Below are 26,270 nucleotides of genomic sequence, written 5' to 3'. Positions count from 1 at the left end.
GGCCGACAACCGATGCCCCATGACTCTGCCGACGGAACGGACCCACCTCTTCGACCCGCCGGCGGAGTACAAGCGGCTGCGGGAGACGGACCCGATGACCCGGCTCAGCTTCCCCGACGGCACGCTGGGCTGGCTGGCGACCCGGCAGGAGGACGTCCGGGCGGTGCTGTCCGACCCCCGGTTCAGCACCTACCTCGCCCGGCACTCCTCGCCGGTCCGGGCGACCCCGCCGGAGGAGCGCGGCGAACTCCCGCCCGGCACCTTCACCTCCCTGGACGGCCCCGAGCACGCCCACTACCGGCGGATGCTCACGGGACTGTTCACCGTCCGCCGCATGCGCCAACTGACGCCGCGCATCGAGGAGATCACCAAGGGCCGCCTCGACGCGATGGAACAGGCCGGCGAGAACGTCGACCTCGTCAAGGAGTTCGCGCACCCGGTCGCCGCCCTGGTCATCTGCGAACTCCTCGGCGTCTCCTACGACGACCGGGAATACCTCCAAGAGGTCTCCGAGGTCATCATGAGCGCCGAGCTGCCCACCACGGAGATCGCCGTCGTGGCCGGCGGCCTCTACAGCTACCTGCTGGACGTGGTGCGGGCCAAGAGCGCCCAGCCCGCCGACGACATCATCAGCGGCCTGGTCACCGGGGACAACGGGCTCACCGACGAGGAAGTCGTCGGGATGGCGGTGCTGTTGCTGCTCGCCGGCTACGACGCCACCGCCAACATGCTCGGCCTCGGCACCCTGGCGCTGCTGCTGAACCCCGACCAGCTGGAGCCCCTGCGCGGCGACGACCAGGCGGCCCAGGACAACCTGGTGGAAGAGCTGCTGCGCTACCTGACCACGGTGCACCTCGGCACGATCCGGGGCGCCAAGGAAGACCTCGAACTCGGCGGCAAGCTGGTCCGCAAGGGCGAGATCGTGGTGGGCGCGCTCGCCGCCGCCAACCGGGACCCGCGCTACTACACCGACCCCGACCGGCTGGACGTCACCCGCGAGCGCCCCTCGCACCTGGCGTTCGGCCACGGACCGCACCTCTGCCTCGGCCAGCAACTGGCCAGGCTCGTGCTGCGGGTCGGCTACCGGGAGCTGTTCCGGCGCTTCCCGGACCTCCGCCTCGCGGTGTCGCCGGAGTCCGTCAAAACCCTCGACGACCGGGTCATGTACGGCGTGTACGCGCTGCCCGTGTCCTGGTCGAAGCAGCCGGTGCCCGCCGGAGCAGCCGGTGAGTAGCACATGAGCAGTCGATGAGCAGTGAGTAAGGAGCAGGAATCGTGACGCAGACACCCGACTCCCCGCCTGTGCAGGCGCAGGAGTTGCCCGCCTTCCCGATGGCACGCACGTGCCCGTTCTCCCCGCCGGAGCGGTACACCGAGCTGCGCGCCCAGGGACCGCTGGTCAAGGCCACCTTGTGGAACGGCAAGGAGACCTGGCTGGTCACCCGCTACGACACGGTGCGCAAGCTCCTCCAGGACCCGAGGATCAGCTCCGAGCCGCCCCGGCTGGCCACGCTCGCCGCGAGCGAGGACGGCCAGAGCACGAACTTCCGCACGTTCGTCGGGATGGACCCGCCGGAGCACGGCGTGTACCGCCGGATGCTGACCTCGTACTTCACCGTCAAGCGCGTGCAGTCGATGCGCCCGGCGATCCAGCGGACCGCCGACGAGCTGCTGGACCGGATCGCGGCCACCGAAGGCCCCGTCGACCTGGTCGAGGCGCTGGCGATGCCGCTGGCGACCGCGGTGATCTGCGAACTGCTCGGCGTCCCCTACGACGACCGGGAGTTCTTCCACAGCCGGTCCGCGGTGGCGATCCAGAGCAGCACCGCCGAGGAGACCATGGCCGCGTTCATGGACCTCTACCAGTACCTGGACAAGCTGGTCCGGGCGAAGGAGGCAGAGCCCGACGAGGGCATCATCAGCCGCCTGGTCGTCGACCAGCTGCGCTCCGGCGCGCTGACCCACGAGGAACTGGTCAACACCTCCGTGCTGCTGCTCATCGTCGGGCACGAGACGAGCGCCAACATGATCGGCCTCGGCGCCCTGACGCTGATGCGCCGCCCGGACGTGGTGGCCGAGCTGAAGGCCGACCCCGAGCTGTGGTCCGCCGCCGTCGACGAACTCCTGCGCTACCACTCCAGCGCGGACTGGCTGCGCCGGGCCGCCAAGGAGGACATCGAGATCGACGGCACCCTCATCAAGGCGGGCGACAGCGTGATCGGCCTCGCCGCCTCGGCCAACCGGGACGAGCACTTCGAGAACCCGGACGAGTTCGACATCCACCGCACGGAACGCCACCACCTCGCCTTCGGCTACGGCCCGCACCAGTGCATCGGCCAGCACCTGGCCAAGGCGGAGCTGGAGATCGCGTTCCGCACGCTGTTCGACCGGATCCCCGACGTCGTCCCCGCCGCCGAACTGGACGACCTGCCCTTCAAGCACGACGCGACGCTCTTCGGCCTCTACGGGCTGCCGGTCACCTTCACCCGCCCCTGACCGCGTCCACCGCCCCCACCGATACAGAGCCTCCACAGACCTACAGAACGGAAGAGCACGCCGTGCCCCTACAAGTCGCCGGAAGCCGGTCGGTGGCGACCCGGCTGCTGGGCCTCCTCGCGGCCACCACGCTGTTGACCGGCGGGGTGGCCGCCGCGGACGAACGAGCCGGGACCGACCAGGCGCTGAACCCGCTGGTCGCCCAGATGACCCTGGACGAGAAGCTGTCCTTCGTGCACTGGACGGTGACCCTCTCCGGCCCGTTCAGCGTCGGCTACCTGCCGGGCGTCCCCCGGCTCGGCATCCCCGAGATCAGGGCCGCCGACGGCCCGGCCGGCATCCGCCTCAACGAGGGCACGGCCGCGGCCCTGCCCGCCCCCGTCGCGCTGGCCTCCAGCTTCGACGACGAGCTGGCGAAGTCCTACGGCGCGACCATGGGCCGCGACGGCCGTGCACTGGGCCAGGACCTGGTCATGGGCCCCATGATGAACATCATCCGGGTCCCGCAGGCCGGCCGGAACTACGAGACGTTCAGCGAGGACCCGCTGGTCTCCGCCCGCACCGCCGCCGCCGAGATCCAGGGCATCCAGGGCCAGGGCCTGATGGCCACCGCCAAGCACTTCGCGGAGAACAACCAGGAGAACAACCGGGAGAACATCGACGTCAACGTCGACGAGCAGACGCTCCACGAGATCGAGCTGCCGGCGTTCCGCAGCGCGGCCAAGGCCGGCGTCAGCTCCTTCATGTGCGCCTACAACAAGGTCAACGGCACCCCGTCCTGCGGCAACGCGGAACTCCTCAACGACGTCCTGCGGACCCAGTGGGACTTCGGCGGCTGGGTGATGTCGGACTGGATGGCGACCCACAGCACCGACTCGCTCACCAAGGGCCTGGACCAGGAACTCGGGATCGACTGGGCCGACAGCGTCAACGGCTCGATCCCCGGCGGCAAGTACTTCGGCGAGCCGCTGAAGGCGGCGGTCCAGGAGGGCCGCATCCCGGTGGCCGCCCTGGACACCGCGGTGAGCCGGATCGTCACCCAGCTCCAGCGGTTCGGCCTGGTGGGCGCCAACCCGCCCGCACGCCCCGCACGCGACATCGCGGGCGCGGCGCAGGTCGCCCAGCGGGTCGCCGAGCAGGGCGCGGTCCTGCTGCGCAACCAGGACCAGGCACTGCCGCTGACCGGTGCCGCCGCGAAGAGCATCGCGGTGATCGGCCCCACGGCCAAGGAACCGAAGGTCGCCGGCCTCGGCAGCGCCCACGTGGTGCCCGACTCGGCCGCCGCCCCGCTCGACACCATCCGCGCCCGCGCCGGCGCCGACAGCACGGTGACCTACTCCACCGGCGAGGAACTGGTCGGCAGCCCCCTCCCGGCCGACGCCCTCACCCCCGCCTTCGCGGGCGGCGAGGTACTGGAGCCCGGCACGATCGGCAGCATCTACAACGGCGTCCTCACCGTGCCCGAGGACGGCGACTACCGGCTCGCCGTCCGCGTGACCGGCGGCGCCGCGTCCGTGCAGCTCGACGGGGCGCCCGCGATCCCGGCCGGGGTCGCGTACGGCAAGGTCAGCAGCGTGCCGCTGCGCCTCACGGCCGGGCAGCACAAGCTGTCCATCACCGGCCAGACCACCGGCACCAAGCCGCTCACCCTCGACCTGAGCTGGGTGACGCCGCAGGCCGCCGAGGCCGCCATCGACCAGGCGGTCACCGCCGCCAAGGCGGCCCGCACCGCCGTCGTGTTCGCCTACGACGACGGGGCCGAGGGCGCCGACCGCACCTCGCTGGCCCTGCCCGGCCGCCAGGAGCAGCTGATCTCCCGGGTCGCGCAGGCCAACCCGAACACGGTGGTCGTCCTCAACACCGGATCGTCGCTGACGATGCCCTGGCTCGACTCCACCGCCGCGGTCCTCGACATGTGGTACCCGGGCCAGTCCGGCGCGGAGGCGACGACGTCGCTGCTCTTCGGTGACGCCAACCCCAGCGGCAGGCTCACCCAGACGTTCCCGGCCTCCATCGACAGCACCCCGGTCGCGGGCGACCCTCAGCGCTACCCGGGGGTGAACGGCGAACAGACCTACTCCGAGGGCATCTACGTCGGCTACCGCTGGTACGACAAGAACAAGGTGCGCCCGCTGTTCCCGTTCGGCTACGGCCTGTCCTACACGTCCTTCGCCTACCGGGACCCGTCGGTGACCCCGGCCGGTGACGGCTACGACGTCGCCTTCACCCTGACCAACACCGGTCAGCGCGCCGGCAAGGAGGTCGCGCAGGTGTACCTGGGCGCCAGCCCCGACGTGCGGGCCCCGCAGGCGGACAAGGCGCTCGCCGGGTACACCAAGGTCGAACTGGCCCCGGGCCAGAGCCGCCGGGTGACGGTCCACATCGACGGACAGCAGCTGAAGTACTGGAACAGCACCACCCACGGCTGGTCCACCGGCTCCGGCGCCAGGTCGGTCCACATCGGCTCGTCGTCGGTGAACCTCCCGCTGGAGACGCGGGTCGTGGTGCCCGCCTCCTGACCGGCGGCCCGAACCTGGGAGCCCCGGGGAAGCGCGACGGCGCCTCCCCGGGGCTCTTCGTCATCCGAGCGGCCGTCCGAGCGCGTCGAGCCGCGCCAACTGGTCCTCGCTGAACACGATCTCCGACGCCGCCATGTTCTCCTTCAGGTGCGTCGCCGAGCTGGTGCCCGGAATGGGGATCACCACCGGGGAACGGTGCAGCAGCCACGCCAGCGCCACCTGGGACGGGGTGGCGCCCAGCTCGGTGGCGATGGCGGCCACCGGACTCCCCTCGGCCGACAGCTCACCGCGGGCGATCGGCAGCCACGCGACGAACGCGATCCCGTGCTCCGTGCAGTGGTCCAGGACGTCGTCGGTGTGCCGGTCGGTCAGGTTGTAGAGGTTCTGCACGCTGGCCACGGTGATCTGCTCGCGGGCCTCCTCCAGCTCCTCGACGGTCACCTTGGACAGCCCGATGTGCCGGATCTTGCCCTCGCTCTGCAACTCGGCGAGCGCGCCGAACTGCTCGGCCGCCGGCACCTTCGGGTCGATCCGGTGCAACTGGAAGAGGTCGATCCGGTCGAGCCCGAGCCGGCGCAGGCTCAGCTCGGCCTGCTGGCGCAGGTACTCGGGACGGCCCAGCGGCACCCACTGGTCGGGGCGCGGCCGGCACTGGCCCGCCTTGGTCGCGATCACCAGGTCGTCCGGGTAGGGGCGCAGCGCCTCGGCGAGCACTTCCTCGCTGCTTCCCAGGCCGTAGGAGTCGGCCGTGTCGATGAAGGACACCCCGAGGTCCACGGCCAGCCTGGCTATCTCGAGGGCCTTGTCCCGGTCGTGCGGCGGGCCCCAGTAGTCCGGGCCGGTCAGCCGCAGGGCGCCGAACCCCAGCCGGTGGACGGGAAGGTCGCCACCGAGCGCGAAGGTGGTCCGATTCCGGTGCGTCGTTCGGTCGTCCCGCGTGATTCCCATCCGGGAATTATCGGAGCCGGAGGTTACGGCAGTCCAACGATCACGGGTCTCGTCGTGTGTGCTTACGGTCGCGTTTGACCTGCGTCACCCTCGGGGTATCCTCTCCGGCTCGATTGGCGGAGCGCCTACCTCGTATGGCAGACTAGCGGGGTTGCTCGGTCGAGTGTTGATGCTGTGCGCCTCCCGCCGGGAGGACCGGAAGCGAGTCCCACAGTACTCGTCGCCTTAACTGCCCCTGGGGGCAGCGCTGGGGCGGACGTACGGGAATCTTTCGGGAAGCGCGGCGCGGTACCGGCCAGGGCTCGGCGGAAATCCTCGTGAACAGGATGGTTCCTCTAGGGAACCTTTTTGTCGGCGAGGGTGTGACACGCCCGACCGCGTGGGTCGGAGAGTGGGGCACAGGAAAGACGTCGGGCCCGGAGCGTAAGCAGAGAACAGGACTACTGAGTAGCCATGGCGGGACAGAAGATCCGCATCCGGCTCAAGGCCTACGACCACGAGGTCATCGACTCCTCGGCGAAGAAGATCGTCGAGACGGTGACCCGCACTGGTGCGTCGGTCGCGGGCCCGGTGCCGCTGCCCACTGAGAAGAACGTGTACTGCGTCATCAAGTCGCCGCACAAGTACAAGGACTCGCGCGAGCACTTCGAGATGCGCACGCACAAGCGCCTGATCGACATCCTCGACCCCACGCCCAAGACCGTTGACTCTCTGATGCGACTCGACCTCCCGGCCGGTGTCGACATCGAGATCAAGCTCTAGGGAACGGTGATCTGAGAATGGCTAAGCAGATCAAGGGCATCCTGGGCGAGAAGCTCGGCATGACGCAGGTGTGGGACGAGAACAACCGTGTTGTTCCGGTCACCGTCGTCAAGGCCGGCCCCAACGTCGTCACCCAGGTCCGCACCAACGACGTCGACGGCTACGAGTCGGTCCAGATCGCCTTCGGCGAGATCGACCCGCGCAAGGTGAACAAGCCCCTCAAGGGCCACTTCGCCAAGGCCGACGTCACGCCCCGACGCCACCTCGTCGAGATCCGCACCGCGGACGCCTCCGAGTACACGCTGGGCCAGGAGATCTCCGCTGAGGTCTTCGAGGCGGGCGTGAAGGTCGACGTCACCGGCAAGAGCAAGGGCAAGGGCTTCGCCGGTGTCATGAAGCGTCACAACTTCAAGGGCCTCGGCAGCTCGCACGGTACGAACCGTAAGCACCGCTCGCCCGGTTCCATCGGTGGCTGCGCCACCCCGGGCCGTGTGTTCAAGGGCCTCCGCATGGCGGGTCGCATGGGCAACGAGCGTGTCACCACCCAGAACCTGACCGTCCACGCCGTTGACGCGGAGAAGGGTCTGCTGCTCATCAAGGGCGCTGTCCCCGGTCCGAACGGCGGCCTCGTCCTGGTCCGCACCGCGGCCAAGGGGGCCTGAGGTACCGATGAGCACTGTTGACATCCTTTCGCCTGCCGGCGAGAAGACCGGTAGCGTCGAGCTCCCCGCGGAGATCTTCGGCGTGGAGAAGGTCAGCATCCCGCTGATCCACCAGGTCGTCGTCGCGCAGAACGCCGCTGCCCGCCAGGGCACGCACAAGACCAAGACCCGTGGCGAAGTCCGCGGTGGTGGCAAGAAGCCCTACCGCCAGAAGGGCACCGGCCGCGCCCGTCAGGGCTCGACCCGCGCGCCCCAGTTCGCCGGCGGTGGCGTCGTGCACGGCCCCCAGCCGCGCGACTACTCGCAGCGCACGCCCAAGAAGATGAAGGCCGCGGCCCTGCGCCACGCCCTCACCGACCGGGCCCGCCACAACCGCATCCACGTCGTCACCGGCGTGATCGCGGGCGAGACCCCGTCCACGAAGGCCGCCAAGAGCCTGTTCGGCAAGATCTCGGAGCGCAAGAACCTGCTCCTGGTCGTCGAGCGCGCCGACGAGGCCGCGTGGCTGTCCGCCCGCAACCTGCCCCAGGTCCACATCCTGGAGCCGGGCCAGCTGAACACGTACGACGTGATCGTCTCTGACGACGTGGTCTTCACCCAGGCCGCGCTGGAGTCCTTCGTCGCCGGCCCGAAGGCCAACGACATCGAAGGGACTGAGGTCTGATGGCCATCCGTCACCCCTCCATCGCCGCGAAGGCTGCCAAGGCCGCCAAGGCCGCGCGCGTCGCCAAGGCGAAGCGCCACGCCACCGAGGGCAAGAACACCGTCGTCACCCCGCTCAGCAAGTCGTACACGGACCCCCGTGACATCCTGCTGAAGCCGGTCGTGTCGGAGAAGAGCTACGCGCTCCTCGACGAGAACAAGTACACGTTCGTCGTGGACCCGGGCGCCAACAAGACCCAGATCAAGCAGGCCGTCCAGGCGGTCTTCTCGGTCAAGGTCACCGGCGTCAACACGATCAACCGTCAGGGCAAGCGCAAGCGGACCCGCACGGGCTTCGGCAAGCGTGCCGACAGCAAGCGCGCGATCGTGACTCTTGCCGAGGGCGACCGTATCGACATCTTCGGCGGTCCGACCGCCTGACGGCGGTCCGGATCGTCCGATATCGGACGAGGACTGAGAAATGGGAATCCGCAAGTACAAGCCGACTACGCCGGGCCGTCGTGGCTCGAGCGTCGCCGACTTCGTCGAGGTCACGCGGTCCACGCCGGAGAAGTCGCTGGTCCGCCCCCTGCACAGCAAGGGCGGTCGTAACAACTCCGGGCGTGTGACCGTCCGTCACCAGGGTGGCGGCCACAAGCGCGCCTACCGCGTGATCGACTTCCGTCGCCACGACAAGGACGGCGTGCCGGCGAAGGTCGCGCACATCGAGTACGACCCCAACCGCACCGCGCGCATCGCGCTGCTGCACTACGCGGACGGCGAGAAGCGCTACATCCTCGCCCCGCGCAACCTGCAGCAGGGTGACCGCGTCGAGAACGGTCCCGGGGCCGACATCAAGCCGGGCAACAACCTGGCGCTGCGCAACATCCCGGTCGGTACCACGATCCACGCGATCGAGCTCCGTCCCGGTGGCGGCGCCAAGTTCGCCCGCTCCGCCGGTGCCTCCGTGCAGCTGCTCGCGAAGGAGGGCTCGATGGCCCACCTGCGCATGCCGTCCGGGGAGATCCGCCTGGTCGACCAGCGCTGCCGCGCCACGGTCGGCGAGGTCGGCAACGCCGAGCAGTCGAACATCAACTGGGGCAAGGCCGGCCGTAAGCGCTGGTTGGGCGTCCGCCCGACCGTGCGTGGTGTGGCGATGAACCCGGTCGACCACCCGCACGGTGGTGGTGAGGGCAAGACCTCCGGTGGTCGCCACCCGGTCAGCCCGTGGGGTCAGAAGGAAGGTCGTACTCGTTCGCCCAAGAAGGCGTCGAACAAGTACATCGTCCGCCGCCGCAAGACGAACAAGAAGCGCTAGGAGCGGGTTTAGATGCCGCGCAGTCTCAAGAAGGGGCCCTTCGTCGACGACCACCTGATCAAGAAGGTGGACGCCCAGAACGAAGCCGGTTCCAAGAACGTCATCAAGACCTGGTCCCGTCGCTCGATGATCGTCCCCAGCATGCTGGGCCACACGATCGCGGTGCACAACGGCAAGACCCACATCCCGGTGTTCGTCACCGAGTCGATGGTCGGCCACAAGCTCGGCGAGTTCTCGCCGACGCGCACCTTCCGGGGTCACGTCAAGGACGACCGGAAGTCGAAGCGCCGCTAAGCGCGGATCGCATCAGACACGTAAGTAACTGAGAGGGACAACCATGGAAGCCAGGGCCCAGGCGCGGTACATCCGCGTCACGCCCATGAAGGCCCGCCGCGTGGTGGACCTTATCCGTGGCATGGACGCCACGGAGGCTCAGGCGGTCCTGCGATTCGCCCCGCAGGCCGCTTCCGAGCCCGTCGGCAAGGTGCTGGACAGCGCCATCGCCAACGCCGCTCACAACTACGACCACACGGACGCCTCCCTGCTGTTCATCAGCGAGGCGTACGTCGACGAGGGCCCGACGCTGAAGCGGTTCAGGCCGTGCGGTCAGGGTCGTGCCCACCGGATCCGCAAGCGGACCAGCCACATCACCGTGGTCGTCAGCAGCAAGGAAGGAACCCGGTAATGGGCCAGAAGGTTAACCCGCACGGGTTCCGGCTCGGTGTCACCACGGACTTCAAGTCCCGCTGGTACGCCGACAAGCTCTACAAGGACTACGTCAAGGAAGACGTCGCCATCCGTCGGATGATGACGTCCGGCATGGAGCGCGCCGGCATCTCCAAGGTCGAGATCGAGCGCACCCGTGACCGCGTCCGCGTGGACATCCACACCGCCCGTCCCGGTATCGTCATCGGCCGCCGCGGCGCCGAGGCCGACCGTATCCGCGGTGACCTGGAGAAGCTGACCGGCAAGCAGGTCCAGCTGAACATCCTCGAGGTCAAGAACCCGGAGACGGACGCTCAGCTGGTGGCCCAGGCCGTCGCCGAGCAGCTGTCCTCCCGCGTCTCCTTCCGTCGCGCCATGCGCAAGAGCATGCAGTCCGCGATGAAGGCCGGCGCCAAGGGCATCAAGATCCAGTGCGGCGGCCGTCTCGGCGGCGCCGAGATGTCCCGCTCGGAGTTCTACCGCGAGGGCCGTGTGCCCCTGCACACGCTCCGCGCGAACGTGGACTACGGCTTCTTCGAGGCCAAGACGACCTTCGGCCGCATCGGCGTGAAGGTCTGGATCTACAAGGGCGACGTCAAGAACATCGCCGAGGTCCGTGCCGAGAACGCCGCCGCCCGCGCGGGCAACCGCCCGGCTCGCGGTGGCGCGAACGACCGCCCGGCCCGTGGTGGCCGCGGTGGCGAGCGGCGCGGTCGCAAGCCGCAGCAGGCTGCCGGTTCCGAGGCCCCCGTGGCCGAGGCGCCCGCCGCCGCTCCGGCCGAGAGCACCGGAACGGAGGCCTGACCGACATGCTGATCCCCCGTAGGGTCAAGCACCGCAAGCAGCACCACCCCAAGCGGGACGGCGCTGCCAAGGGCGGCACGCAGGTGTCGTTCGGCGAGTACGGCATCCAGGCCCTCACCCCGGCGTACGTGACGAACCGTCAGATCGAGGCCGCTCGTATCGCCATGACGCGTCACATCAAGCGTGGCGGCAAGGTCTGGATCAACATCTACCCGGACCGTCCCCTCACCAAGAAGCCCGCCGAGACCCGCATGGGTTCCGGTAAGGGTTCCCCGGAGTGGTGGATCGCCAACGTCAAGCCCGGACGCGTGATGTTCGAGCTGTCGTACCCCAACGAGAAGATCGCCCGTGAGGCCCTGACTCGCGCAGCCCACAAGCTGCCGATGAAGTGCCGGATCGTCAAGCGCGAGGCAGGTGAAGCGTGATGTCGGCCGGTACCAAGGCGTCCGAGCTGCGCGAGCTGGGCAACGAGGAGCTTCTCGCGAAGCTCCGCGAGGCCAAGGAAGAGCTGTTCAACCTCCGCTTCCAGGCGGCCACGGGTCAGCTCGAAAACCACGGTCGGCTCAAGGCCGTCCGTAAGGACATCGCGCGGATCTACACCCTGATGCGTGAGCGCGAGCTGGGCATCGAGACGGTGGAGAGCGCCTGATGAGTGAGAGCAACGTGACTGAGCAGACTGCAGAGGCCCGCGGCTTCCGCAAGACCCGTGAGGGTCTCGTCGTCAGCGACAAGATGGACAAGACCGTCGTCGTCGCCGTCGAGGACCGCGTCAAGCACGCGCTGTACGGCAAGGTCATCCGCCGTACCAACAAGCTCAAGGCCCACGACGAGCAGAACGCCGCTGGCGTCGGCGACCGTGTCCTCCTCATGGAGACCCGGCCGCTGTCCGCGACGAAGCGCTGGCGCGTCGTCGAGATCCTCGAAAAGGCCAAGTAAGCACCCTCCTGCGGGGCATCCCTCGCAGGACAGTTCCGCCAGGCTCGGCAGGGGTTCCCTTCCTGGGACCCCTGCCGGGAACCGGCAGACACACAGGAGATAGACGTGATCCAGCAGGAGTCGCGACTGCGCGTCGCCGACAACACGGGTGCGAAGGAAATTCTTTGCATCCGTGTGCTCGGTGGCTCCGGTCGCCGCTACGCGGGCATCGGTGACGTCATCGTTGCCACCGTCAAGGACGCGATCCCGGGCGGCAACGTGAAGAAGGGCGACGTCGTCAAGGCGGTCGTCGTGCGCACCGTCAAGGAGCGTCGTCGTCCGGACGGCTCGTACATCCGCTTCGACGAGAACGCCGCCGTCATTCTGAAGAACGACGGCGACCCTCGCGGCACCCGTATCTTCGGCCCCGTCGGCCGTGAGCTGCGCGAGAAGAAGTTCATGAAGATCATCTCGCTCGCGCCGGAGGTGCTGTAAGCATGAAGATCAAGAAGGGCGACCTGGTCCAGGTCATCACCGGTAAGGACAAGGGCAAGCAGGGCAAGGTCATCGCGGCCTTCCCCCGCGAGGACCGTGTCCTGGTCGAGGGTGTCAACCGGGTCAAGAAGCACACCAAGGCCGGCCCGACCGCCAGCGGTTCCCAGGCCGGCGGCATCGTCACGACCGAGGCCCCGATCCACGTCTCCAACGTCCAGCTGGTCGTGGAGAAGGACGGCAAGAAGGTCGTCACGCGTGTCGGTTACCGCTTCGACGACGAGGGCAACAAGATCCGCGTTGCCAAGCGGACGGGTGAGGACATCTGATGGCTACCACCACGACTCCGCGTCTCAAGACGAAGTACCGCGAGGAGATCGCGGGCAAGCTGCAGGACGAGTTCAAGTACGAGAACGTCATGCAGATCCCCGGCCTCGTCAAGATCGTGGTCAACATGGGTGTGGGCGACGCCGCCCGCGACTCCAAGCTGATCGAGGGCGCCATCCGCGACCTCTCCACGATCACCGGCCAGAAGCCGCAGGTCACCAAGGCCCGTAAGTCCATCGCGCAGTTCAAGCTGCGTGAGGGCCAGCCGATCGGTGCCCACGTCACGCTCCGTGGCGACCGCATGTGGGAGTTCCTGGACCGCACCCTGTCGCTCGCGCTCCCGCGCATCCGCGACTTCCGTGGTCTGTCCCCCAAGCAGTTCGACGGCCGTGGCAACTACACCTTCGGTCTCACGGAGCAGGTCATGTTCCACGAGATCGACCAGGACAAGATCGACCGCGTCCGGGGTATGGACATCACCGTGGTCACCACGGCGACCAACGACGCTGAGGGCCGCGCGCTCCTTCGTCACCTCGGCTTCCCGTTCAAGGAGGCGTGAGCGAGATGGCGAAGAAGGCTCTGATCGCTAAGGCTGCTCGCAAGCCCAAGTTCGGTGTGCGCGCGTACACCCGCTGCCAGCGCTGCGGCCGTCCGCACTCCGTCTACCGCAAGTTCGGCCTGTGCCGCGTGTGCCTTCGTGAGATGGCTCACCGTGGCGAGCTGCCGGGCGTGACCAAGAGCTCCTGGTAATCCCGCCTTTTAGGGATTCCCGAAGCTCTCGGTAAGCACTGGGCGTGTCAGGCGCCCTCCCCTTCATGGCGTAGGCTGGGAGGGTTGGGCGCCTGACGGTCGCCCGTACGACTTACTACGCCGTAGGTCCACCGCGCCGCACCCGCCCCGTCTCGGATCGGGGAGAGGGATGGCGCAACCGGAAACCACGGCGAGAGAGGCCGAAGGCCAATTCATGACCATGACTGATCCGATCGCAGACATGCTGACGCGTCTGCGGAACGCGAACTCGGCGTACCACGATTCCGTGACGATGCCGGCGTCCAAGATCAAGTCGCACATCGCGGAGATCCTCCAGCAGGAGGGCTTCATCACGGGCTGGAAGGTCGAGGACGCCGAGGTCGGCAAGAACCTCACCCTCGAGCTGAAGTTCGGCCCGAACCGTGAGCGCTCCATCGCGGGCATCAAGCGGATCTCCAAGCCCGGTCTCCGGGTGTACGCGAAGTCCACCTCCCTGCCGAAGGTGCTGGGCGGCCTCGGCGTGGCGATCATCTCCACGTCGCACGGGCTCCTCACCGACAAGCAGGCCGGCAAGAAGGGCGTGGGTGGGGAAGTCCTCGCCTACGTCTGGTAGCAGAAGGGAACGGAGGAAACAGCTATGTCGCGAATCGGCAAGCTCCCCATCGCGGTTCCCGCCGGCGTGGACGTCACCATCGACGGCCGCACGGTGAAGGTCAAGGGCCCCAAGGGCGAGCTGACCCACACCGTCGCTGCTCCGATCGACATCGCCAAGGGTGAGGACGGCGTTCTCAACGTCACCCGCCCCAACGACGAGCGTCAGAGCAAGGCCCTGCACGGCCTGTCCCGCACGCTGGTGGCGAACATGATCACCGGCGTGACCCAGGGTTACGTGAAGAAGCTCGAAATCAGCGGTGTCGGTTACCGTGTCGCCGCCAAGGGCGCCAACCTGGAGTTCGCTCTCGGTTACAGCCACCCGATCGTGGTCGAGGCCCCCGAGGGCATCACCTTCAAGGTGGAGAACCCGACCCGGTTCCAGGTCGAGGGCATCGACAAGCAGAAGGTCGGCGAGGTTGCGGCCAACATCCGCAAGCTGCGCAAGCCCGACCCGTACAAGGCCAAGGGCGTCAAGTACGAGGGCGAAGTCATCCGCCGCAAGGTCGGAAAGGCGGGTAAGTAAGCCATGGCATACGGACAGAAGATCCTGAAGGGCGACGCCTACAAGCGCGCCGCGATCAAGCGCCGTCACCTGCGCATCCGCAAGCGGATCAACGGTACGGAAGAGCGTCCCCGTCTGGTCGTTACCCGCTCCAACCGCCACATCGTGGCCCAGGTGATCGACGACCTCAAGGGTCACACCCTTGCGTCGGCGTCCACCCTGGACACCTCGATCCGCGGTGGCGAGGGCGACAAGTCCGCGCAGGCCAAGCAGGTCGGGGCCCTGGTCGCCGAGCGTGCCAAGGCCGCCGGTGTCGAGGCCGTGGTGTTCGACCGTGGTGGCAACCAGTACGCCGGGCGCATCGCCGCCCTGGCGGACGCCGCCCGCGAAGCCGGGCTCAAGTTCTGAGCCGCTCGTAGCTAGCGGAAAGAGAGAGGTAATCCAATGGCTGGACCCCAGCGCCGCGGTGGCGGTGCCGGTGGCGGCGAGCGGCGGGACCGGAAGGGCCGTGACGGCGGCGCTGCTGCCGCCGAGAAGACCGCGTACGTAGAGCGCGTCGTCGCGATCAACCGTGTCGCCAAGGTTGTCAAGGGTGGTCGTCGCTTCAGCTTCACCGCGCTGGTCGTGGTGGGCGACGGTGACGGCACCGTGGGTGTCGGTTACGGCAAGGCCAAGGAGGTGCCGGCCGCCATCGCCAAGGGTGTTGAGGAGGCCAAGAAGCACTTCTTCAAGGTCCCCCGTATCCAGGGCACCATCCCGCACCCGATCCAGGGTGAGAAGGCGGCCGGCGTCGTTCTCCTGAAGCCGGCTTCCCCCGGTACCGGTGTTATCGCCGGTGGCCCGGTGCGCGCCGTCCTGGAGTGCGCCGGTATCCACGACGTGCTGTCGAAGTCGCTCGGCTCCGACAACGCGATCAACATCGTCCACGCGACGGTGGAGGCCCTGAAGGGTCTCCAGCGCCCGGAGGAGATCGCGGCTCGCCGTGGCCTCCCCCTGGAGGACGTCGCCCCCGCGGCTCTGCTGCGGGCGCGTGCGGGAGCGGGTGTCTGATGGCCCGCCTCAAGATCACGCAGACGAAGTCCTACATCGGCAGCAAGCAGAACCACCGTGACACCCTGCGTTCGCTCGGGCTCAAGCGCCTGAACGACGTGGTCGTCAAGGAGGACCGCCCCGAGTTCCGCGGAATGGTGCACACCGTCCGCCACCTCGTGACGGTCGAGGAGGTCGACTGATCATGGCGGAGAACAGCCCGCTCAAGATCCACAACCTCCGTCCGGCCCCCGGCGCCAAGACCGCGAAGACCCGTGTCGGTCGTGGTGAGGCGTCGAAGGGTAAGACGGCCGGTCGTGGCACCAAGGGCACCAAGGCCCGTTACCAGGTTCCGGAGCGCTTCGAGGGTGGCCAGATGCCCCTCCACATGCGTCTCCCGAAGCTCAAGGGCTTCAAGAACCCGTTCAAGACCGAGTTCCAGGTCGTGAACCTCGACAAGCTGGCCGCGCTCTACCCCGAGGGTGGCGAGGTCACCGTCGAGGGTCTGGTGGCCAAGGGTGCCGTTCGTAAGAACAGCCTCGTCAAGGTCCTCGGCCAGGGTGAGATCTCCGTGGCGCTGCAGGTGACGGTCGACGCCGTCTCCGGCTCCGCCAAGGAGAAGATCACCGCCGCCGGCGGCACGGTCACCGAGCTCGTCTGAGTACGTCAGGCGTCTCGATGACATGAGCGATCCCGACCGGGGATACCCCACAAAAGGGGTATCCCCGGTCGGTCGTTCCAGAGGGGGCAGTGTCGCCGGTAAGGTGGCCTGCGCTGTTGTTTTCACCACCGTCCTTCCCAATCGTCGAACCTCAGACCGTCACCCTTGACGCAGATGCGCGGGGGTCGCAGGAGGCACCGTGCTCACCGCGTTCGCCCGAGCGTTCAAAACGCCCGACCTGCGCAAGAAGCTGCTCTTCACGCTCGGTATCGTCGTGGTCTACCGGGTCGGTACCCACGTTCCGATCCCGGGCGTCGACTACAAGTCCGTCCAGCAGTGCGTGGACGAGGCGTCCGGCAACCAGAGCCTCTTCGGGCTGATCAACATGTTCAGCGGCGGCGCGCTGCTGCAGATCACGATCTTCGCGCTGGGGATCATGCCGTACATCACGGCGAGCATCATCCTCCAGCTGCTGACCGTCGTGATCCCGCGCCTGGAAGCCCTCAAGAAGGAGGGGCAGGCGGGTACCGCGAAGATCACGCAGTACACCCGCTACCTGACCGTGGCGCTCGCCATCCTCCAGGGCACCGGCCTCGTCGCCACCGCCCGCAGCGGCTCGCTCTTCTCCGGCTGCAGCGTCGCCAGCAGCATCGTGCCGGACCGCGACATCTTCACCACCATCGTGATGGTCATCTGCATGACCGCCGGTACCGCCCTCGTCATGTGGCTCGGTGAGCTGATCACCGACCGCGGTATCGGCAACGGCATGTCCATCCTCATGTTCATCTCGATCGCCGCGACCTTCCCGTCCGCGCTGTGGGCCATCAAGAAGCAGGGCACCCTGGCCGGCGGCTGGATCGAGTTCGGCACCGTCATCGCCGTCGGCCTCGTCATGGTCGGCCTCGTCGTCCTGGTCGAGCAGGCCCAGCGCCGTATCCCGGTCCAGTACGCGAAGCGCATGATCGGGCGCCGGTCCTACGGCGGCACCTCGACGTACATCCCGCTCAAGGTGAACCAGGCGGGCGTCATCCCCGTCATCTTCGCCTCGTCGCTGCTCTACATCCCGGCGCTGATCGTCCAGTTCTCCAACTCGCAGGCCGGGTGGGCGACCTGGGTGACCCAGAACCTGGCCAACACCCGGGCCGGGGTGCACATCGCGCTGTACTTCCTGTTGATCGTGTTCTTCGCCTTCTTCTACGTGGCGATTTCCTTCAACCCCGAGGAAGTTGCCGACAACATGAAGAAGTATGGTGGCTTCATCCCGGGCATCCGGGCTGGCCGACCGACCGCTGAGTACCTTTCCTACGTGCTCAACCGGATCACCTGGCCGGGCTCGCTGTACTTGGGTCTGATTGCTCTCGTCCCGACGATGGCGTTGGCTGGTTTCGGGGCAGACCAGAACTTCCCGTTCGGCGGTACCAGCATCCTGATCATCGTGGGTGTCGGTCTGGAGACCGTGAAGCAGATCGAGAGCCAGCTCCAGCAGCGCAATTACGAAGGGTTCCTCCGCTGATGCGAATCGTCCTCGTCGGGCCGCCGGGCGCCGGGAAGGGAACGCAGGCCGCGTTCCTGGCCAGGAATCTGTCGATCCCGCACATCTCCACGGGCGACCTGTTCCGCGCCAACATCAGCCAGCGGACCGACCTCGGGAAACTCGCGAAGTCCTACATGGACGCGGGCAACCTGGTGCCGGACGAGGTCACCATCGGAATGGCCAAGGACCGCATGGAACAGCCGGACGCCGAGAACGGCTTCCTGCTGGACGGCTTCCCGCGCAACGTCTCGCAGGCCGAGGCGCTGGACGAGATGCTCCGCACCGAGTCCATGAAGCTGGACGCGGTGCTGGACCTGGAGGTCCCCGAGGAAGAGGTCGTCAAGCGGATCGCCGGGCGGCGGATCTGCCGCGAGGACTCCAGTCACGTCTTCCACGTGACGTACAGCCCGCCGAAGCAGGACGGCGTCTGCGACGTCTGCGGCGGTGAGCTGTACCAGCGCGACGACGACTCCGAGGAGACCGTCCGCAAGCGCCTCGAGGTCTACCACACGCAGACCGAGCCGATCATCGACTACTACAAGACCCAGGGCCTGGTCGTCACGATCTCCGCCCTCGGCAAGGTGGACGAGGTCACCGCGCGCGCGATGGAGGCCCTGCAGCGTGACGAGGCCGCTCAGTAGGCCCCACTGCTCCTTCGGAAGCCCCCGTCGTCCCTCAGGGACGACGGGGGCTTCCGCGTGCGCGAGCTGCGTGTGGGCTCTTGGTCCGTATGCCCCCGTGGAGTTGGGCCGTTCTCGGGGCCCCTAACGGGGAGAACACATGAAGACTCTGCCCAAGCGCGGCGGCATCGTCGCCGCGTCCGCGCCCGCGTTCGCCACCGACGTCAACCTCAGCCTGCCGAACGGCCGTGGCACGATGAAGTTCATCGACGACGGCGGCGGCGAGGGGTGTGACACCAAGGAGTACGACATCTACCTCAACAAGCCGCACGAGATGAAGCTGTGCTGGAACGGTGGGGGCGCCGTCTACTCCGCTCGCTTCGGCGTACGTGCGTGCGTGGGCGTATTCTGAGGTGCCGAAAACGACCGTGGCCCAGGAGGCGCAACCCAGCATGGTGCAGATCAAGAGTCCCGAGCAGATTGCCAAGATGCGGGCTGCGGGGCTGGTCGTCGCGGCGATCCATGCGGCCACGCGGGAAGCGGCGGTGCCAGGAGCCTCCACGCGGGACCTCGACGAGGTCGCCCGCAAGGTGCTCGCGGAGCACGGGGCCAAGTCCAACTTCCTCGGGTACGGCGGGTTTCCGGCGACCATCTGCACGTCCGTGAACGAGGTCGTCGTGCACGGGATCCCGTCCGACGAGGTCGTCCTCAAGTCCGGGGACATCATCTCCATCGACTGCGGGGCCATCGTCGACGGGTGGCACGGGGACGCGGCGTACACGGCGTTCGTGGGGTCGGGGCACGCGCCCGAGCTGGTCGAGCTGTCCCGGGTGACCGAGGAGTCGATGTGGGCCGGGATCGCCGCGATGCGGCTCGGCAACCGGCTGGTGGACGTGTCCCGGGCCATCGAGACGTACATCCGCCGGCAGCCCAAGGCCGGGGGCGGACGGTACGGGATCATCGAGGACTACGGCGGCCACGGCATCGGCACGGAGATGCACATGGACCCGCACCTCCTGAACTACGTCGACCGCAAGCGCGGCAAGGGGCCCAAGCTCGTCCCCGGCTTCTGCCTCGCCATCGAGCCGATGGTGTCCCTCGGCACCCCCAAGACCGAGGTCCTGGCCGACGACTGGACCGTCATCACCACCGACGGCACCTGGTCCTCCCACTGGGAGCACTCCGTCGCCCTCACGGAAGCCGGGCCCCTCGTCCTGACGGCCCCCGACGGGGGTAGGGCGAAGCTGGCCGAGTACGGGGTGACCGCGGCGCCCGACCCGTTGGCGTAGGGGCGTGCGGGGGGTCTTTGACGGCGGAGGGGTTAAGGATCTCAGCGGTGGGGCATCCTCCTCGATTCGTCTTTCTGGGTGGGGTGACGTAGACTGACGCGTCGGCTTTCGTGCATTCGTGTGTCTGGATGCGCCAGCGGGAGTCGATCAAGGTAGTCGATTCGAAGGGCGAAGCGTGGCCAAGAAGCAAGGTGCCATCGAGATCGAGGGCACTGTCGTCGAGTCTCTGCCGAACGCGATGTTCAAGGTCGAGCTCCAGAACGGCCACCAGGTCCTGGCACACATCAGCGGAAAGATGCGGATGCACTACATCCGTATCCTCCCTGACGACCGGGTCGTGGTGGAGCTGTCTCCGTACGACCTGACGCGTGGCCGGATCGTCTACCGATACAAGTAGATCTTGCCCGCATCCCGCTTCGGCGGGGTGGTGGCACTGACCCGGAGAACCTCAATCCCATGAAGGTCAAGCCGAGCGTCAAGAAGATCTGCGACAAGTGCAGGGTGATCCGCCGTCACGGTCGGGTCATGATCATTTGCGAGAACCCGCGCCACAAGCAGCGCCAGGGCTGATCGCAACCCGATCCACACCCTCTGCATCCGCAGAAATCTTCGCGCGACGCGAGCTGAATTTGTTCATACGCAGGACCCAGACACATGTGTGTGTCTGACACCCCCGGTTCGGAGGCCGGGGACCCGGTTCGTACCTCATACGGCGAGCGGGGATCCGGTCCTGCGGAAGACCTCCGATGATCACCAGGAGCCATTTAATGGCACGCGTTTCCGGTGTTGACATCCCGCGCGACAAGCGCGTGGAGGTCGCCCTCACCTACGTGTTCGGCATCGGCCGGACCCTGTCGCAGGAGACTCTCGCTGCGACCGGCATCAACCCCGACACCCGCGTCCGCGACCTGAGCGAAGAGCAGCTCGTCGCGATCCGTGAGTACGTGGACGCGAACATCAAGACCGAGGGTGACCTCCGTCGCGAGATCCAGGCCGACATCCGCCGCAAGGTCGAGATCGGCTGCTACCAGGGTCTGCGTCACCGCCGTGGCCTGCCCGTCCGCGGCCAGCGCACCAGCACCAACGCCCGCACCCGCAAGGGCCCGCGTCGCGCCATCGCCGGCAAGAAGAAGCCGGGCAAGAAGTAGTCCACAGCGGACTTCGCTTCATCAGCGGTCTTCGCTGTAGGACCGACCACCTCCCCGTAGGAGTAACTAGATGCCCCCCAAGGGTCGTCAGGGCGCTGCCAAGAAGGTGCGCCGCAAGGAAAAGAAGAACGTCGCGCACGGCCAGGCGCACATCAAGAGCACGTTCAACAACACGATCGTGTCCATCACGGACCCGAGCGGCAACGTGATCTCCTGGGCCTCCGCCGGCCACGTCGGCTTCAAGGGCTCCCGCAAGTCCACGCCGTTCGCCGCGCAGATGGCCGCCGAGTCGGCCGCCCGTCGCGCGCAGGAGCACGGCATGCGCAAGGTCGACGTCTTCGTCAAGGGCCCCGGCGCCGGTCGTGAGACCGCGATCCGTTCCCTCCAGGCCACGGGTCTCGAGGTCGGCTCCATCCAGGACGTCACGCCCACCCCGCACAACGGCTGCCGTCCGCCCAAGCGTCGCCGCGTCTGATCTTCTGATCCGACGCAGGCTGCTTGGTCTGAGGTTTTCGGGCGGTACGGCTTTTCAGTCGTATCGCCCGTACCCTTGTAGTACTGAGTCGGGCGTCAAATAGCGGGCGCCCATGACTGAAGGAATCACCACATGCTGATCGCTCAGCGTCCCTCGTTGACCGAAGAGGTCGTCGACGAGTTCCGCTCCCGGTTCGTCATCGAGCCGCTGGAGCCGGGCTTCGGCTACACCCTCGGCAACTCCCTGCGCCGTACGCTCCTCTCCTCGATCCCGGGCGCCGCTGTGACGTCCATCCGGATCGACGGCGTCCTGCACGAGTTCACCACCGTGCCGGGTGTCAAGGAGGACGTCACCGACCTGATCCTCAACATCAAGCAGCTGGTCGTCTCCTCGGAGCACGACGAGCCGGTCGTGATGTACCTGCGCAAGCAGGGCCCGGGTCTGGTCACCGCCGCCGACATCGCGCCGCCGGCCGGTGTCGAGGTGCACAACCCCGACCTCGTCCTCGCCACGCTCAACGGCAAGGGCAAGCTGGAGATGGAGCTGACGGTCGAGCGCGGCCGTGGTTACGTCTCCGCCGTCCAGAACAAGCAGGTGGGTCAGGAGATCGGGCGCATCCCGGTCGACTCGATCTACTCGCCGGTGCTGAAGGTCACGTACAAGGTCGAGGCGACCCGTGTCGAGCAGCGCACCGACTTCGACAAGCTGATCGTCGACGTCGAGACCAAGCAGGCGATGCGTCCCCGTGACGCCATGGCCTCCGCCGGTAAGACGCTGGTCGAGCTGTTCGGGCTCGCCCGTGAGCTGAACATCGACGCCGAGGGCATCGACATGGGTCCGTCCCCGACGGACGCCGCCCTCGCCGCTGACCTGGCGCTGCCGATCGAGGAGCTTGAGCTCACCGTTCGGTCGTACAACTGCCTCAAGCGTGAGGGCATCCACTCCGTGGGTGAGCTCGTCGCTCGTTCCGAGGCCGACCTGCTCGACATCCGCAACTTCGGTGCGAAGTCGATCGACGAGGTCAAGGCGAAGCTGGCGGGTATGGGCCTCGCGCTCAAGGACTCGCCGCCCGGATTCGACCCGACCGCCGCCGCTGACGCCTTCGGCGCCGACGACGACGCGGACGCGGGCTTCGTCGAGACCGAGCAGTACTAGTACTGGTACCAGTACTGACTCCGAGCTTCGCTCGGATCTCCGACGGGCGACCGCCCGCTCGGATACTGACCCCGGTACCTGATACGGCCGGGGCAGAACACAGGAGAGAAACATGCCCAAGCCCGCCAAGGGTGCTCGTCTCGGTGGTAGCGCCGCGCACGAGAAGCTGCTGCTCGCGAACCTCGCGAAGAGCCTTTTCGAGCACGGTCGGATCACGACCACGGAGGCCAAGGCGCGTCGGCTGCGGCCGTACGCCGAGCGGCTGGTGACGAAGGCGAAGAAGGGTGACCTTCACAACCGTCGTCAGGTGCTGCAGGTCATCACGGACAAGAGCGTCGTCCACACGCTCTTCACCGAGATCGGCCCGCGGTACGAGAACCGTCCCGGTGGCTACACCCGCATCACCAAGATCGGTAACCGCCGTGGCGACAACGCGCCCATGGCCGTCATCGAGCTGGTCGAGGCGCTGACGGTCGCGCAGCAGGCGACTGGCGAGGCCGAGGCCGCGACGAAGCGCGCGGTCAAGGAGGCCGAGGAGGCGAAGGCCGCCGAGGAGACCAAGGTCGAGGAGACCGAGGCCGCCGAGGCTCCCGCCGAGGCCAAGGACGACGCCAAGGACGCGTAAGCGTTCGCGGTGTGGAGCGGGCCTGTTCCTTCGGGAGCGGGCCCGCTTTTCCGTTGCTGAGAGGAGCTTTGCGTGAGTGACGAGGTGCGGCCCGGGTTCGTCCGGGTGCGGCTCGACCTGTCCTACGACGGGACCGGCTTCCACGGGTGGGCCAAGCAGGCCGGGGGGAAGCGGACGGTCCAGGGGGAGATCGAGGACGCGCTGCGGACGGTCACGCGGTCCGGGGACGCCGTCCACGAGCTGACCGTGGCGGGGCGGACGGACGCCGGGGTGCACGCGCGGGGGCAGGTGGCGCACGTGGACCTGCCGGAAGAGGTGTGGGGGGAGCACCGGGAGAAGCTGCTGAAGCGGCTCGCCGGGCGGCTGCCGAAGGACGTGCGGGTGTGGGCGCTCACCGAGGCGGCGCCAGGGTTCAACGCGCGGTTCGCGGCGCTGTGGCGGCGGTACGTGTACCGGGTGGGGGACCAGGCGGGCGGGGTGGATCCGCTGCTGCGCAACCACGTGCTGTGGCACGACTGGCCGCTCGACGTGGCCGCGATGGACGCCGCCGCGAAGACTCTCGTCGGGGAGCACGACTTCGCCGCGTACGCGAAGAAGCGGGAGGGCGCCTCGACCGTGCGGGAGATCTTCGACTTCGGGGCGCGGCGGCGGGCGGACGGGGTCGTGGAGGTCGAGGTGCGGGCCGACGCGTTCTGCCACAACCAGGTGCGGTCGATGGTGGGGGCGCTGCTGTTCGTGGGGGACGGGCACCGGGGCGTGGAGTGGCCGCGGAAGGTGCTGGACGCCGGGGTGCGCGACAGCGCCGTCCATGTCGTGCGGGCGCTGGGGCTGACCTTGGAGGAGGTCGCCTACCCGGCGGACGGGCTGCTGGCCGAGCGGCAGTCGCAGGCCCGCCGGGTGCGGGGGGTCGTGCACGGGGTCAGGGCGCCTCGGCAGCCGCTGACGCCTGGGTCTCGCCCCGGCGGTTGATCTGCTGGAAGGCGAGTTCGGCGAGGTCGTCGCCGGCCTTGAAGACGGCCGTGTCGGTCTTGGTGACGTTCTTGCCGTCGGTGAAGCCGGAGACCGTGAAGTAGGCGTAGCGGCCGTAGGAGTTGGTGGTGGAGCGGCAGACGGCGCCGTTGCAGAAGGCGCCTATGCCGTTGCCGCTGAGGGGCTTCACGAAGCTCTTGTCGTCGGCGTCCTGCTTCGCCTTGAGGGCCTTGGCCTCGGTGTCGAAGACGGCGACGCCGACGGTCGTGGCGATCTTGTCCTTGACGTAGGTGACGCGGATCAGGCGGGTGCAGCCGTCGGCCGTGAGGACCTTCGGGAGGGAGCCCTGGGCGACGGAGGCGCAGTTCGTGGTGTCCGAGGACGGGCCCTTGCGGTAGAGGCCGGAGCCGAGGGTGACCTGGGTGCCGGGGAAGAGCAGGTGGGGGCCGTTGGGGGCGGTGTCCTTCGCCTTGTCGGAGATGAACTCCTTGGGGTTCAGGGGCGGCGGGGCCGTCGTCGGCGCGAAGGACGGGGTGCTCGACGCGCTCGGCAGGTCACCGGCGGCCGGCAGGGACGACGTCGGGTTGTTGGCCGTGCCGGTGTCGTTCGCGGAGACGACGGCCATCGCGACGGCCGTGCCGATGGCCAGCGTCGCGACCGCGCCGCCGCCGATCAGGAAGATCCGCTTGCGCTTGTTCCGGGACTCCGACGCCTCCGCCAGGGCGGCCCAGTCGGGGCTCGCCGTGCCGCCGCCGCTCTCGCTGTTCCACGGCTGCTGGGAGTTCGGTTTCCACGGATCCCACTGGGACTGAGGTCCCCCCTGCCCATAGCTCATGCGCCGCATCCTAGACGGGGCGACACACCGGTGGGGCGGCCTCGGGAAGCTTTGAAACCCACTCACCCGAAGATGTCGCGTTTGGGTGTGAGGCAGTTCCCAGCGGGGTCCGGGCGGGCTCCGGGCGGGCTCCTGGGGGCTCGTTTTGACCCGTCCGTGGGACGCCGGGTATTCTGCCTAGTCGTTGTGTATCGGCATGCTCGTTCTCATACGGGACGCCCTTACCTAGGTTCCCTGGAGCAGTTACCAGTGGGCGGCATACGGGCGGTGTCCCGGCATATTTGTCGTCCCCAGCTGCACGATCGCTTCAGTGATGCCATGTGTCAGCACCCATCCCTGAAGAAGAAGGCTGCGAAGTGCGTACGTACAGCCCCAAGCCCGGCGATGTGACTCGCCAGTGGCACGTCATCGACGCTCAGGACATCGTCCTGGGCCGTCTCGCCAGCACCGCCGCTTCCCTCCTGCGCGGCAAGCACAAGGCGATCTACGCGCCCCACGTCGACACCGGTGACTTCGTCATCATCATCAACGCCGACAAGGTGCACCTCTCCGGCAACAAGCGGACCCAGAAGATGGCCTACCGCCACTCCGGGTACCCGGGTGGTCTGCGCTCCGTCCGTTACGACGAGCTGCTGGACAAGAACCCGGAGAAGGCCATCGAGAAGGCCGTCAAGGGCATGCTCCCGAAGAACACGCTGGGCCGTCAGATGCTCTCGAAGCTGAAGGTCTACAAGGGTGACCAGCACCCGCACGGCGCGCAGCAGCCGCAGCCGTTCGAGATCACCCAGGTCGCGCAGTAACACCGGCCTAGACCCACATCAAGCCAAAGAGAGTCTGAGGAATCACCGTGGCCGAGACCACTGCCGAACAGCCGATCGAGGAGACCGAGCTCGCCGAGCTCGACATCGACAGCTACACCACCGAGTCCGAGGTTCCGCTGGAGGGTGAGTACACCTCCGAGTCCCTCGCCTCCCGCTTCGGCGACCCCCAGCCGGCCGCCGGCCTGGGCCGTCGCAAGAACGCCATCGCCCGTGTCCGGATCGTTCCGGGCACCGGCAAGTGGAAGATCAACGGGCGCACCCTTGAGGACTACTTCCCCAACAAGGTGCACCAGCAGGAAGTCAACGAGCCCTTCAAGGTGCTCGAGCTCGAAGGCCGTTACGACGTCATCGCGCGTATCGCCGGTGGCGGCGTCTCCGGCCAGGCCGGTGCGCTGCGCCTCGGTGTCGCCCGTGCGCTGAACGAGGCCGACGTCGACAACAACCGCGGCGCCCTCAAGAAGGCGGGCTTCCTCCGCCGTGACGACCGCGCCGTCGAGCGTAAGAAGGCCGGTCTGAAGAAGGCCCGCAAGGCCCCGCAGTACAGCAAGCGTTAATCGCTCGCTGCCCTGCACGTACGTACTGCGTCAGCGAGACGTACTCCGAATGCCCCGGC

Annotated in this window: 39 protein-coding genes; 37 read left to right on the top strand and 2 right to left on the bottom strand. The window is 67.8% G+C overall.

The window, feature by feature from the left end:
• Window positions 1–19 precede the first annotated feature (19 nt).
• The 3 genes from IAG44_RS15955 to IAG44_RS15945 all read left to right on the top strand — a co-directional run bounded on the left by IAG44_RS15955 (window position 20) and on the right by IAG44_RS15945 (window position 5,015).
• Entirely contained in the window at window positions 20–1,234 is a 1,215-nt protein-coding gene (locus tag IAG44_RS15955) for a cytochrome P450 (protein ID WP_246561766.1), read from the top strand.
• A gap of 41 nt (window positions 1,235–1,275) precedes the next feature.
• Entirely contained in the window at window positions 1,276–2,496 is a 1,221-nt protein-coding gene (locus IAG44_RS15950; protein ID WP_246561763.1) for a cytochrome P450, read from the top strand.
• 62 nt (window positions 2,497–2,558) lie between these two features.
• On the top strand, window positions 2,559–5,015 hold the full coding sequence (locus IAG44_RS15945) for a beta-glucosidase family protein (protein ID WP_246561761.1): 2,457 nt from the start codon (window positions 2,559–2,561) through the stop codon (window positions 5,013–5,015).
• Window positions 5,016–5,075: 60 nt separating this feature from the next.
• Here the strand turns inward: IAG44_RS15945 and IAG44_RS15940 are convergent, their stop codons facing one another.
• Entirely contained in the window at window positions 5,076–5,963 is an 888-nt protein-coding gene (locus tag IAG44_RS15940; protein WP_187747768.1) for an aldo/keto reductase, read from the bottom strand.
• A 453-nt stretch (window positions 5,964–6,416) separates the two neighbouring features.
• Here IAG44_RS15940 and rpsJ point away from each other — a divergent pair, with 453 nt between their 5' ends.
• From rpsJ to truA, 32 genes are all read left to right on the top strand, one after another.
• A complete protein-coding gene (gene rpsJ / locus IAG44_RS15935) occupies window positions 6,417–6,725 on the top strand; it encodes a 30S ribosomal protein S10 (protein WP_003948644.1) in 309 nt (102 codons plus the stop codon).
• Window positions 6,726–6,742: 17 nt separating this feature from the next.
• On the top strand, window positions 6,743–7,387 hold the full coding sequence (rplC, locus tag IAG44_RS15930) for a 50S ribosomal protein L3 (protein WP_187747767.1): 645 nt from the start codon (window positions 6,743–6,745) through the stop codon (window positions 7,385–7,387).
• Between the two features lie 7 nt (window positions 7,388–7,394).
• Window positions 7,395–8,051, top strand: a complete 657-nt coding sequence (gene rplD, locus IAG44_RS15925) for a 50S ribosomal protein L4 (protein WP_187747766.1) — start codon at window positions 7,395–7,397, stop codon at window positions 8,049–8,051.
• Complete coding sequence (gene rplW, locus IAG44_RS15920; RefSeq protein WP_187747765.1) at window positions 8,051–8,470, top strand: 50S ribosomal protein L23; 420 nt, start codon at window positions 8,051–8,053, stop codon at window positions 8,468–8,470. The genes rplD and rplW overlap by 1 nt, the downstream gene beginning before the upstream one ends.
• Before the next feature lie 40 nt (window positions 8,471–8,510).
• The gene (rplB, locus tag IAG44_RS15915) at window positions 8,511–9,347 is read left to right on the top strand and encodes a 50S ribosomal protein L2 (RefSeq protein WP_030788280.1); all 837 of its coding nucleotides are present in this window, start codon (window positions 8,511–8,513) and stop codon (window positions 9,345–9,347) included.
• A 12-nt stretch (window positions 9,348–9,359) separates the two neighbouring features.
• Window positions 9,360–9,641 carry a 30S ribosomal protein S19 gene (gene rpsS / locus IAG44_RS15910; protein WP_187747764.1) on the top strand — a complete coding sequence of 94 codons (282 nt, stop codon included), beginning with the start codon at window positions 9,360–9,362 and terminating at the stop codon, window positions 9,639–9,641.
• 43 nt (window positions 9,642–9,684) lie between these two features.
• The gene (gene rplV, locus IAG44_RS15905; protein WP_187747763.1) at window positions 9,685–10,032 is read left to right on the top strand and encodes a 50S ribosomal protein L22; all 348 of its coding nucleotides are present in this window, start codon (window positions 9,685–9,687) and stop codon (window positions 10,030–10,032) included.
• Complete coding sequence (rpsC, locus tag IAG44_RS15900; protein WP_187747762.1) at window positions 10,032–10,856, top strand: 30S ribosomal protein S3; 825 nt, start codon at window positions 10,032–10,034, stop codon at window positions 10,854–10,856. The genes rplV and rpsC overlap by 1 nt, the downstream gene beginning before the upstream one ends.
• Before the next feature lie 5 nt (window positions 10,857–10,861).
• Window positions 10,862–11,281 (top strand): 50S ribosomal protein L16, encoded by a 420-nt coding sequence (rplP, locus tag IAG44_RS15895; RefSeq protein ID WP_010354233.1) that lies wholly within the window; start codon window positions 10,862–10,864, stop codon window positions 11,279–11,281.
• Window positions 11,281–11,505 (top strand): 50S ribosomal protein L29, encoded by a 225-nt coding sequence (gene rpmC / locus IAG44_RS15890; protein ID WP_003974259.1) that lies wholly within the window; start codon window positions 11,281–11,283, stop codon window positions 11,503–11,505. Before rplP ends, rpmC begins: the two co-directional genes overlap by 1 nt.
• Entirely contained in the window at window positions 11,505–11,792 is a 288-nt protein-coding gene (gene rpsQ, locus IAG44_RS15885; protein WP_003992363.1) for a 30S ribosomal protein S17, read from the top strand. The genes rpmC and rpsQ overlap by 1 nt, the downstream gene beginning before the upstream one ends.
• Before the next feature lie 105 nt (window positions 11,793–11,897).
• Window positions 11,898–12,266: a 50S ribosomal protein L14 gene (rplN, locus tag IAG44_RS15880; protein ID WP_055718836.1), complete on the top strand. Its 369-nt coding sequence runs from the start codon at window positions 11,898–11,900 to the stop codon at window positions 12,264–12,266.
• A gap of 2 nt (window positions 12,267–12,268) precedes the next feature.
• Window positions 12,269–12,592, top strand: coding sequence for a 50S ribosomal protein L24 (gene rplX / locus IAG44_RS15875; RefSeq protein WP_093546083.1), 324 nt, complete (start codon window positions 12,269–12,271; stop codon window positions 12,590–12,592).
• Window positions 12,592–13,149: a 50S ribosomal protein L5 gene (gene rplE, locus IAG44_RS15870; RefSeq protein ID WP_055718835.1), complete on the top strand. Its 558-nt coding sequence runs from the start codon at window positions 12,592–12,594 to the stop codon at window positions 13,147–13,149. The genes rplX and rplE overlap by 1 nt, the downstream gene beginning before the upstream one ends.
• A 5-nt stretch (window positions 13,150–13,154) precedes the next feature.
• The gene (locus IAG44_RS15865; protein WP_003956452.1) at window positions 13,155–13,340 is read left to right on the top strand and encodes a type Z 30S ribosomal protein S14; all 186 of its coding nucleotides are present in this window, start codon (window positions 13,155–13,157) and stop codon (window positions 13,338–13,340) included.
• 214 nt (window positions 13,341–13,554) lie between these two features.
• Window positions 13,555–13,953 (top strand): 30S ribosomal protein S8, encoded by a 399-nt coding sequence (gene rpsH, locus IAG44_RS15860; RefSeq protein WP_030788259.1) that lies wholly within the window; start codon window positions 13,555–13,557, stop codon window positions 13,951–13,953.
• Window positions 13,954–13,977: 24 nt separating this feature from the next.
• Window positions 13,978–14,517, top strand: a complete 540-nt coding sequence (gene rplF / locus IAG44_RS15855) for a 50S ribosomal protein L6 (protein WP_187747761.1) — start codon at window positions 13,978–13,980, stop codon at window positions 14,515–14,517.
• Window positions 14,518–14,520: 3 nt separating this feature from the next.
• Window positions 14,521–14,904 carry a 50S ribosomal protein L18 gene (gene rplR, locus IAG44_RS15850; protein ID WP_010354226.1) on the top strand — a complete coding sequence of 128 codons (384 nt, stop codon included), beginning with the start codon at window positions 14,521–14,523 and terminating at the stop codon, window positions 14,902–14,904.
• Between the two features lie 36 nt (window positions 14,905–14,940).
• Window positions 14,941–15,546, top strand: coding sequence for a 30S ribosomal protein S5 (gene rpsE / locus IAG44_RS15845; RefSeq protein ID WP_004984517.1), 606 nt, complete (start codon window positions 14,941–14,943; stop codon window positions 15,544–15,546).
• The gene (rpmD, locus tag IAG44_RS15840) at window positions 15,546–15,728 is read left to right on the top strand and encodes a 50S ribosomal protein L30 (protein WP_005313525.1); all 183 of its coding nucleotides are present in this window, start codon (window positions 15,546–15,548) and stop codon (window positions 15,726–15,728) included. Before rpsE ends, rpmD begins: the two co-directional genes overlap by 1 nt.
• A 2-nt stretch (window positions 15,729–15,730) precedes the next feature.
• Window positions 15,731–16,186 carry a 50S ribosomal protein L15 gene (gene rplO, locus IAG44_RS15835; RefSeq protein ID WP_055718833.1) on the top strand — a complete coding sequence of 152 codons (456 nt, stop codon included), beginning with the start codon at window positions 15,731–15,733 and terminating at the stop codon, window positions 16,184–16,186.
• A gap of 199 nt (window positions 16,187–16,385) precedes the next feature.
• On the top strand, window positions 16,386–17,699 hold the full coding sequence (gene secY, locus IAG44_RS15830) for a preprotein translocase subunit SecY (RefSeq protein ID WP_055718832.1): 1,314 nt from the start codon (window positions 16,386–16,388) through the stop codon (window positions 17,697–17,699).
• Window positions 17,699–18,361 (top strand): adenylate kinase, encoded by a 663-nt coding sequence (locus IAG44_RS15825; protein ID WP_187747760.1) that lies wholly within the window; start codon window positions 17,699–17,701, stop codon window positions 18,359–18,361. The genes secY and IAG44_RS15825 overlap by 1 nt, the downstream gene beginning before the upstream one ends.
• 139 nt (window positions 18,362–18,500) lie before the next feature.
• On the top strand, window positions 18,501–18,752 hold the full coding sequence (locus IAG44_RS15820) for a hypothetical protein (RefSeq protein WP_187747759.1): 252 nt from the start codon (window positions 18,501–18,503) through the stop codon (window positions 18,750–18,752).
• A 40-nt stretch (window positions 18,753–18,792) separates the two neighbouring features.
• The gene (map, locus tag IAG44_RS15815) at window positions 18,793–19,629 is read left to right on the top strand and encodes a type I methionyl aminopeptidase (protein ID WP_187747758.1); all 837 of its coding nucleotides are present in this window, start codon (window positions 18,793–18,795) and stop codon (window positions 19,627–19,629) included.
• A 175-nt stretch (window positions 19,630–19,804) separates the two neighbouring features.
• Window positions 19,805–20,026 carry a translation initiation factor IF-1 gene (gene infA, locus IAG44_RS15810; RefSeq protein ID WP_003948620.1) on the top strand — a complete coding sequence of 74 codons (222 nt, stop codon included), beginning with the start codon at window positions 19,805–19,807 and terminating at the stop codon, window positions 20,024–20,026.
• 59 nt (window positions 20,027–20,085) lie between these two features.
• The gene (gene rpmJ, locus IAG44_RS15805; RefSeq protein WP_004984509.1) at window positions 20,086–20,199 is read left to right on the top strand and encodes a 50S ribosomal protein L36; all 114 of its coding nucleotides are present in this window, start codon (window positions 20,086–20,088) and stop codon (window positions 20,197–20,199) included.
• Between the two features lie 197 nt (window positions 20,200–20,396).
• A complete protein-coding gene (rpsM, locus tag IAG44_RS15800; RefSeq protein WP_055718827.1) occupies window positions 20,397–20,777 on the top strand; it encodes a 30S ribosomal protein S13 in 381 nt (126 codons plus the stop codon).
• 70 nt (window positions 20,778–20,847) lie between these two features.
• Window positions 20,848–21,252 (top strand): 30S ribosomal protein S11, encoded by a 405-nt coding sequence (rpsK, locus tag IAG44_RS15795; RefSeq protein ID WP_055718826.1) that lies wholly within the window; start codon window positions 20,848–20,850, stop codon window positions 21,250–21,252.
• 132 nt (window positions 21,253–21,384) lie between these two features.
• Window positions 21,385–22,407 carry a DNA-directed RNA polymerase subunit alpha gene (locus tag IAG44_RS15790; protein WP_003966937.1) on the top strand — a complete coding sequence of 341 codons (1,023 nt, stop codon included), beginning with the start codon at window positions 21,385–21,387 and terminating at the stop codon, window positions 22,405–22,407.
• A 112-nt stretch (window positions 22,408–22,519) separates the two neighbouring features.
• On the top strand, window positions 22,520–23,032 hold the full coding sequence (gene rplQ, locus IAG44_RS15785) for a 50S ribosomal protein L17 (RefSeq protein ID WP_187747757.1): 513 nt from the start codon (window positions 22,520–22,522) through the stop codon (window positions 23,030–23,032).
• Between the two features lie 72 nt (window positions 23,033–23,104).
• Window positions 23,105–24,001: a tRNA pseudouridine(38-40) synthase TruA gene (gene truA, locus IAG44_RS15780; protein WP_187747756.1), complete on the top strand. Its 897-nt coding sequence runs from the start codon at window positions 23,105–23,107 to the stop codon at window positions 23,999–24,001.
• On the opposite strand, the gene IAG44_RS15775 is transcribed toward truA, so the two are convergent.
• A complete protein-coding gene (locus IAG44_RS15775; RefSeq protein ID WP_187747755.1) occupies window positions 23,952–24,836 on the bottom strand; it encodes a hypothetical protein in 885 nt (294 codons plus the stop codon). The two genes, truA and IAG44_RS15775, sit on opposite strands and share 50 nt — an antisense overlap.
• Before the next feature lie 356 nt (window positions 24,837–25,192).
• On the opposite strand from IAG44_RS15775, the gene rplM reads away from it, so the two are divergent.
• Complete coding sequence (gene rplM / locus IAG44_RS15770; RefSeq protein WP_187747754.1) at window positions 25,193–25,636, top strand: 50S ribosomal protein L13; 444 nt, start codon at window positions 25,193–25,195, stop codon at window positions 25,634–25,636.
• A 47-nt stretch (window positions 25,637–25,683) separates the two neighbouring features.
• A complete protein-coding gene (gene rpsI, locus IAG44_RS15765) occupies window positions 25,684–26,211 on the top strand; it encodes a 30S ribosomal protein S9 (RefSeq protein ID WP_187747753.1) in 528 nt (175 codons plus the stop codon).
• Window positions 26,212–26,270 lie beyond the last annotated feature (59 nt).

This window comes from Streptomyces roseirectus, assembly GCF_014489635.1.
Taxonomy (GTDB): domain Bacteria; phylum Actinomycetota; class Actinomycetes; order Streptomycetales; family Streptomycetaceae; genus Streptomyces; species Streptomyces roseirectus.
The sequence above is the reverse complement of the archived record's forward strand: the minus strand, read 5'-3'. Positions and strand labels throughout refer to the sequence as shown.